5 protein-coding genes are annotated in these 7533 nt (G+C 73.2%); 2 read left to right on the top strand and 3 right to left on the bottom strand.

Annotated features, from left to right (window positions below; translation table 11 throughout):
- A partial coding sequence (locus tag AC31A1_RS42555) for a hypothetical protein (protein ID WP_489658437.1) occupies positions 1-909 on the top strand: 909 nt, incomplete at its 5' end.
- A 13-nt stretch (positions 910-922) separates the two neighbouring features.
- On the opposite strand, the gene AC31A1_RS42550 is transcribed toward AC31A1_RS42555, so the two are convergent.
- The 3 genes from AC31A1_RS42550 to AC31A1_RS42540 are packed head-to-tail and all read right to left on the bottom strand — an operon-like array spanning position 923 to position 2885.
- Positions 923-1231, bottom strand: coding sequence for an AzlD domain-containing protein (locus AC31A1_RS42550; protein ID WP_489658436.1), 309 nt, complete (start codon positions 1229-1231; stop codon positions 923-925).
- Positions 1228-1995 carry an AzlC family ABC transporter permease gene (locus AC31A1_RS42545; RefSeq protein WP_489658438.1) on the bottom strand — a complete coding sequence of 256 codons (768 nt, stop codon included), beginning with the start codon at positions 1993-1995 and terminating at the stop codon, positions 1228-1230. Before AC31A1_RS42545 ends, AC31A1_RS42550 begins: the two co-directional genes overlap by 4 nt.
- Positions 1899-2885: an AraC family transcriptional regulator gene (locus AC31A1_RS42540; protein WP_489658435.1), complete on the bottom strand. Its 987-nt coding sequence runs from the start codon at positions 2883-2885 to the stop codon at positions 1899-1901. The genes AC31A1_RS42545 and AC31A1_RS42540 overlap by 97 nt, the downstream gene beginning before the upstream one ends.
- 175 nt (positions 2886-3060) lie before the next feature.
- Between AC31A1_RS42540 and AC31A1_RS42535 the strand changes: the two genes are divergently transcribed.
- On the top strand, positions 3061-7533 hold a 4473-nt coding region (locus AC31A1_RS42535; protein ID WP_489658434.1), incomplete at its 3' end, for an ATP-dependent helicase.

The following is a 7533-nucleotide window of genomic DNA, read 5'->3' as shown; positions in this document are numbered from 1 at the left end:
CCCCCGGCGCACTCCCCGCTCTTCCGCGCCGAGCACTTCGTCTGGCTCACCGCGCGCGTGCTGGAACAGCGCCTCTTCGCGTACCACTTCCTCAACGGCGAACCCGATCCGGTGGAGACCGCGCTGGACGCCTACCGCAACGAGGACGGCGGGTACGGGCACGCGCTGGAGCCCGATCTGCGCGGCCCGGTGAGCCAGCCGCTGCACACCGGTCACGCGCTGCGCGTCCTGGACGCCGTCGGGCGCTGCGGCGGGCAGCGGGTGGAACGCGTGTGCCGCTATCTGACCTCGGTCTCCACGGCCGACGGCGCCCTGCCGGCGATCCTTCCCGGCCAGCGCGGCTATCCGACGGCTCCCTTCGTGCCGATCGTGGACGACCCGCCCAGCGAACTCCTCGCCACCGGGCCGGTGGTGGGCCTGCTGCACCGCAACGAGGTGTGGCACGCGTGGCTGTTCCGGGCCACCGACTTCTGCTGGCAGGCCGTCGACTCCCTGGAGAAGTCGCACCCCTACGAGATCGAGGCCGCCGTGGCCTTCCTTGACTCGGCACCCGACCGCCCGCGCGCGGAGGCCTCCGCCGACCGCCTCGGCCGTCTGGTCCGCGAGCACCGGTTGGCCGCCCTGGACCCGGAGCACCTGGAGGCCTACCCGGTCGCCCCCGGGTACGCGCCCGGCGAACACCACTTCCCGTACGACTATGCGAAGACGCCGAGTTCCCTCGCACGCACGTGGTTCACGGACGACGAGATGGCCCGCTCCCTGGACCACCTGGCAGGCGATCAGCAGAAGGACGGCGGCTGGCCGATCCGCTGGCGTCAATGGGCGCCCGGCATCTCCCTGGAGGCACGCCCCATGGTGACGATCCAGGCGCTGCGCACCCTGAAGGCTTACGGCCGCGCCGTGGGCTGACCCCAGGGTCACCTCAGCCGCCGATGGCCCGCACGCCCGCCGTCACCAGCACGGCCGCCGCGACGACGAGCAGGAACGGTGCCCGCACCACCAGCGCCACGGCGGCCGCCGCGAGCCCCGCGGCCCGGGCGTCGAGCACGAGCGCGTGCCCGTCGGCGAAGGTCTGCTGGGCCGTGAGCGCGGCGAGCAGGGCGACCGGCAGCAGAGCGGCGAGCCGCCTCACCAGCGGCCGTTCAAGGGCGCCCGCCGGCACCAGCAGTCCGGCGAGCTTGACGACGTAGCAGCCGAGGGCGGTCGCCGCGATCGCGATCCAGACGGTCAACGGTCTTCCTCCTGTGCGTCGTAACTGCCTTCTTCTGGTGGGTCGTTACGCGTCCCGCCCTGCCGACGGCCCGCTACGTAGAGGGCGATCGGCGCCGCGAGAGCCGCCGCCAGGACCGGCACACCGGCCGGCAGCACCGGCAGCAGCCCCAGTCCCAACAGGACCGCGAGCGCGGCGACGGCGCGCTCGGTGGTGGTCGTGAGCATGGGCGCGAGCAGCGCCAGGAAGACGGCGGGTCCGGCCGCGTCGAGACCCCAGGCGTCCGTGTCCCCGATGGCCTTGGCACCCAGCGCGCCCAGCAGTGTGGTGAGGTTCCACAGCAGGTACAGGGTGAGCCCGGTGACGGTGAAGCCGATCCGCGCGGCACGCCGTGTGGGCTGCGCGAGGGTGACGGCCGCCGTCTCGTCGATGATCCACTGGGCGGCGAACGGCCGCACCGCGCGCGGGAGTGCCAGCAACTGCGAGAGCCGCAGCCCGTAGAAGGTGTTGCGCACACCCAGGAAGAAGGCTCCCGCCGCCGCGGTGAGCGGATTGCCGCCGGCCGCGAGCGCTCCCACGAGCGCGAACTGGGAGGCGCCGGTGAACACCAGGAGGCTGAGGGCGCAGGTCTGCAGCAGGGTGAGCCCGCCACCGGCCGAGGTCACCCCGAAGGCGAACCCGGACAGCCCTACGGCGACCCCGACTCCGAGGGCGTCCCGTACGACGGCGGAGTCCGGCTTTCCCCCTGCGTTGGGGTCCAGTTCTCCTCCCGCTCCGGCGCGTATGTCTTCTGAAGCGATCTGTTCTGCCACGTGCCGGACGGTACGAGCAGCCCGGGTCCCGCGTCTTGTACGTTCTTGCGCTCCCGCTGGTAGGCACCCGGGGGCACGCCCACGATCCGGGCGAAGTGCCGGTTGAGGTGCGGCTGGTCCGTGAACCCGACGGCGACGGCGGCCTCGGCGGGCGCCGTACCCGCGTCCAGGAGCCGGCGTGCCTTCCGCACCCGGGCGTCGGTCAGCCAGGCGTGGGGCGGCATTCCGTAGGCACCCCGGAACGCGCGCAGCAGCGCGAAGGGACTGGTCCCCAGATCCCCGGCGAGCCGCTCCAGGGTGGGCGGTTTCGCCATCCGCTCCTCCAGCACGGCACGCGCGCGTGCGGCGACCCGACCGCCGGCCGTGGGCACGACGCGCTGCGGCAGCGATCCGCCGTTCAGCCGGAGTAGCCTGGTGACCGCGACCCGCAGCAGGGTGTCGGCGGCGAGCGCGTTGCCCTCGTCGGCCGCGCGCAGGACTTGATGGACGAGCCCGACGGTGTAGGGGTCGTCGAGCACGGGACTGATGAAACCGGGGGTGCCGCGGATCGAGGTGGTCTCGGCGGCTATCGCGGCCACCACCTCGGGCGACGGGTAGACCGCCCCGTACCGCCAGCCCTCGGGCACGCCCGCCCGGCCGGTGTGCGGAGTGTCCGGATTGACCAGCGCGAGGGCCCCCGCTCCGGCGGACACGTCGCCCCCACCGTGGTGGAACACCTCGACGCCGTCCGCGATGGCGGCGATGACGAAGTTCTCGTGCGTGTGCCGCACGAACGTCTTGCGGATGTACCGCGCCCGCAGCAGGTCGACGCCGGGCAGCTCCGTGTACTGCCAATGTCTCGCCAGCTCGCCCGAACCTGCCATACGGCCATTCTCCGCCACGGCGACGGAACGAAGCGGTCCCGCCCACGGCGACGGGAAGCCGCCGAAACGGTCCTGGCCCTGGCGGCCGGTGAAGACCGAAACGATTCCGCGAGCCACCGTCACGGAATCCCCGCAGGTCAGACGCATTGTCAGTGGTCGGGTGCAGGATGGACGCATGGTCAGCTCCGCACATCGAGCCCTCGACGGCTTCTCCCCCGCGACCCGCGGCTGGTTCACGGGGGCCTTCTCCGCGCCCACCGCGGCCCAGGCGGGCGCGTGGCAGGCCATCGGCGAGGGCTCGGACGTGCTGGTGGTCGCTCCGACCGGCTCCGGCAAGACCCTGGCCGCCTTCCTCGCCGCCCTGGACCAGCTCGCGGCGACACCTCCGCCCGCCGACCCGAAGAAGCGCTGCCGCGTCCTGTACGTGTCTCCGCTCAAGGCCCTCGCGGTCGACGTGGAGCGCAACCTCCGCTCCCCGCTGACCGGCATCCGCCAGGAATCCGTCCGCCTGGGCCTGCCCGAGCCCGAGGTCAAGGTCGGCATCCGCTCCGGCGACACCCCGCCCGCCGAGCGCCGCGCGCTGTCCACGCGCCCGCCGGACATCCTGATCACCACCCCGGAGTCCCTGTTCCTGATGCTCACGTCGGCCACGCGCGACGCGCTGACCGGCATCGAGACGGTGATCCTGGACGAGGTGCACGCGGTCGCGGGCACCAAGCGTGGCGCGCATCTCGCGCTGTCCCTGGAGCGACTGGACGAGCTGCTGCCGAGGCCGGCCCGCCGTATCGGCCTCTCGGCGACCGTGCGCCCGGTCGACGAGGTGGCCCGCTACCTCTCCCCACGCCGCAAGGTGGAGATCGTCCAGCCGAAGTCCGGCAAGGAGTTCGACCTCTCCGTGGTCGTACCGGTCGAGGATCTGGGCGAGTTGGGCGGCTCCCCGGTGGCCGACGGCAAGGAGGGCGCGGAGAAGCCCTCGATCTGGCCGCATGTCGAGGAGCGCATCACCGACCTCGTCCAGTCGCATCGTTCAACGATCGTGTTCGCCAACTCCCGCCGCCTGGCCGAGCGACTGTGCAACCGGCTCAACGAGATCGCCTACGAGCGCGCGACCGGCGAGCCCCTGGACGAACACCACGCGCCGGCCGAGCTGATGGGCGGCTCCGGCGCCGCCCAGGGCGCACCCCCGGTCATCGCCCGCGCCCACCACGGCTCGGTCTCCAAGGAGCAGCGCGCCCAAGTCGAGGAGGACCTCAAGGCGGGCCGCCTGCCGGCCGTGGTGGCCACGTCCAGTCTGGAGCTGGGCATCGACATGGGCGCCGTCGACCTCGTCATCCAGGTGGAGTCCCCGCCCTCCGTGGCCTCCGGCCTCCAGCGCGTGGGCCGCGCGGGACACCAGGTCGGCGCGGTCTCCACGGGTGTCGTCTTCCCGAAGTACCGGGGCGACCTCGTCCAGGCCGCCGTGGTCACCGAGCGCATGCGCACCGGCTCCATCGAGTCCCTGAAGGTCCCCGCCAACCCCCTGGACGTCCTCGCCCAGCAGCTCGTCGCGATGACGGCGCTGGACACCTGGCAGGTCGACGACCTGCTCGCCACGGTCCGCCGCGCCGCGCCCTTCGCCTCGCTCCCGGAGTCGGCGTTCACAGCCGTGCTCGACATGCTCGCGGGCCGCTATCCGTCCGACGCGTTCGCCGAGCTGCGCCCGCGCGTGGTGTGGGACCGCATCGCCGGCACGATCACCGGCCGCCCCGGGGCACAGCGCCTCGCCGTCACCTCCGGGGGCACGATCCCCGACCGCGGCCTCTTCGGGGTCTTCCTGGCCGGCGCCGACCCCAAGAAGGGGGGCGGCCGGGTCGGCGAGCTGGACGAGGAGATGGTCTACGAGTCCCGCGTGGGCGACGTCTTCACGCTCGGCACGAGTTCCTGGCGGATCGAGGACATCACCCGCGACCGCGTCCTGGTCTCCCCCGCGCCGGGCGTCCCCGGCCGCCTCCCCTTCTGGAAGGGCGACCAGCTGGGCCGCCCGCTCGAACTGGGCCGCGCGGTGGGCGCGTTCCTGCGCGAGGTCGGCTCACAGCCCAAGGAGGACGCCCGCCTGCGCCTCCTCGCCGCGGGCCTCGACACCTGGGCCGCGGAGAACGTCCTGTCGTACCTGGCCGAACAGCGCGAGGCCTGCGGCCACATCCCGGACGACCGCACGATCGTCGTGGAGCGCTTCCGCGACGAACTCGGCGACTGGCGCGTCGTCATCCACTCCCCCTTCGGCGCCCAGGTCCACGCCCCCTGGGCCCTCGCCCTCGGCGCCCGCCTCTCCGAGCGCTACGGCATGGACGCCCAGGTGATGCACGCCGACGACGGCATCGTCCTGCGGCTGCCCGACGCCGACCTGATGGGCCTGGACCTGCTCGACCAGGAACCCATGAAGGCCGGCACGGAGTACGACGCCGACCAGGCCCCCGTAGGGGCAGCGGACGTCGCCTTCGACAAGGGCGAGGTCAATCAGGTCGTCACCGACCAGGTCGGCGGCTCGGCCCTGTTCGCGGCCCGCTTCCGCGAGTGCGCCGCCCGCGCGCTGCTGCTGCCGCGCCGCAACCCCGGCAAGCGCACCCCACTGTGGCAGCAGCGCCAGCGCGCCGCCCAACTGCTCCAGGTGGCCAGCGAGTTCGGCTCGTTCCCGATCGTCCTGGAGGCAGTCCGCGAGTGCCTCCAGGACGTCTTCGACGTCCCGGGCCTCACCGAGCTGATGGGCGACCTGGAGTCCCGCAAGGTGCGCCTCGTCGAGGTCACCACCCCCGAGCCGTCCCCCTTCGCCCGTTCCCTCCTCTTCGGGTACGTCGCCCAGTTCCTCTACGAGGGAGACTCACCGCTCGCCGAGCGCCGCGCGGCCGCCCTGTCCCTGGACTCCCACCTGCTGGCCGAGCTGCTCGGCCAGGCGGAACTCCGCGAACTCCTCGACGCCGAAGTGCTGACCGAGCTGGAGCGCGAACTCCAGTGGCTCACCGAGGACCGCCGCATCAAGGACGTCGAGGGCGTCGCCGACCTGTTGCGCATGCTCGGCCCGCTCACCGACGCCGAGTTGGCCGAGCGGGGCGCCGCGCCGCAATGGGCCCAGGAACTGGCCTCGGCCCGCCGCGCGATCCGGGTCCGTATCGCCGGGGTCGACCACTGGGCGGCGATCGAGGACGCGGGCCGCCTGCGCGACGCGCTCGGCACGGCGCTGCCGGTCGGCGTCCCGGAGGCGTTCACCGAACCGGTCAAGGACCCGCTCGGCGACCTCCTGGCACGGCACGCCCGCACCCACGGCCCGTTCACATCGGCCACGGCGGCCGCCCGCTTCGGCCTGGGTGTGGCGGTCACCGACGGCGCGTTGCAGCGGCTCACGGCGAACGGCCGTGTCGTACAAGGGGAGTTCCACCCGGCCGGCATCGGCCAGGAGTGGTGCGACGCGACGGTGCTGCGCCGCCTGCGCCGCCGCTCCCTGGCCGCGCTGCGGCACGAGTTGGAGCCGGTGCCGCCGGCCGCACTCGCACAGTTCCTCCCCCAGTGGCAGCACATCGGCAAGGGCCACGGGCTGCGCGGAATCGACGGACTGGTGCGCGCCGTGGAGCAGTTGCAGGGCGCCTCCGTGCCCGCGTCCGCCCTGGAGAAACTGGTCCTGCCGTCCCGCGTGGCGAACTACGCGCCTGCCATGCTCGACGAACTCACCTCCGCCGGCGAGCTGGTGTGGGCCGGCGCGGGCTCCCTCCCCGGCAAGGACGGCTGGGTCTCCCTGTACCTGGCGGACGCGGCCCCCCTGCTCCTCCCGCCACCACACCCTCTCGAACTCACGGCACTGCACCAGTCGGTCCTGGACACCCTCTCCGGCGGCTACGGCCTCTTCTTCCGCCAAATCACCGACCAGATCCGCGCGACCACCCACCCCAACGCCACCGACCCCCAACTGGCCGACGCCGTATGGGACCTGGCCTGGTCCGGACGGCTCACGAACGACACACTCGCCCCCATGCGCGCCCTGCTGGGCTCCGGCCGTACGGCAGGTTCCACGGCCCACCGCGCCAAACGCACGGTCCCGCGCGGGCGCTACGGCTCGCTCACCGCAGCCGCACGCCCCGCCTCCCGCACCGGACCACCGACCGTCGCGGGCCGCTGGTCCCTGCTCCCCGCCCACGAACCGGACCCCACCGTGCGCGCCCACGCCCTGGCCCGCACCCTCCTCGACCGACACGGCGTGGTGACCCGGGGAGCAGTCGCCGCAGAGGGCGTCGAAGGCGGCTTCTCGGCGACGTACCGCGTCCTGTCCGCCTTCGAAGACAGCGGTCAGGCGCGGCGCGGCTACGTCGTGGAGGGGCTCGGCGCCGCCCAGTTCGCGATGGACGGCGCGGTGGACCGCCTCCGCGCGGTCGCCAACGCCCGCGACCGGGGCGACGACCTGCCCACTCCTGACCCCACGGCCAACGACCCCTACGGCTTCACCTTCACCGACTCCAACTCGCCGACGGCCACCCCCGGCAACGATTCCGCCACCCCGTTCGGAACCCCGAGCGCCTCCTACGACTCGCCCGACAACCGTGGCCAACAGGGTCCCTACGCCTCGCCGGACACTCACAACCGGCAAGCTCCGTACGCCTCCCCTGCTGACCACGGCCGACAC

The organism is Streptomyces sp. P5F9, from assembly GCF_057961495.1.
This window is presented reverse-complemented; position numbering and strand designations above follow the sequence as displayed.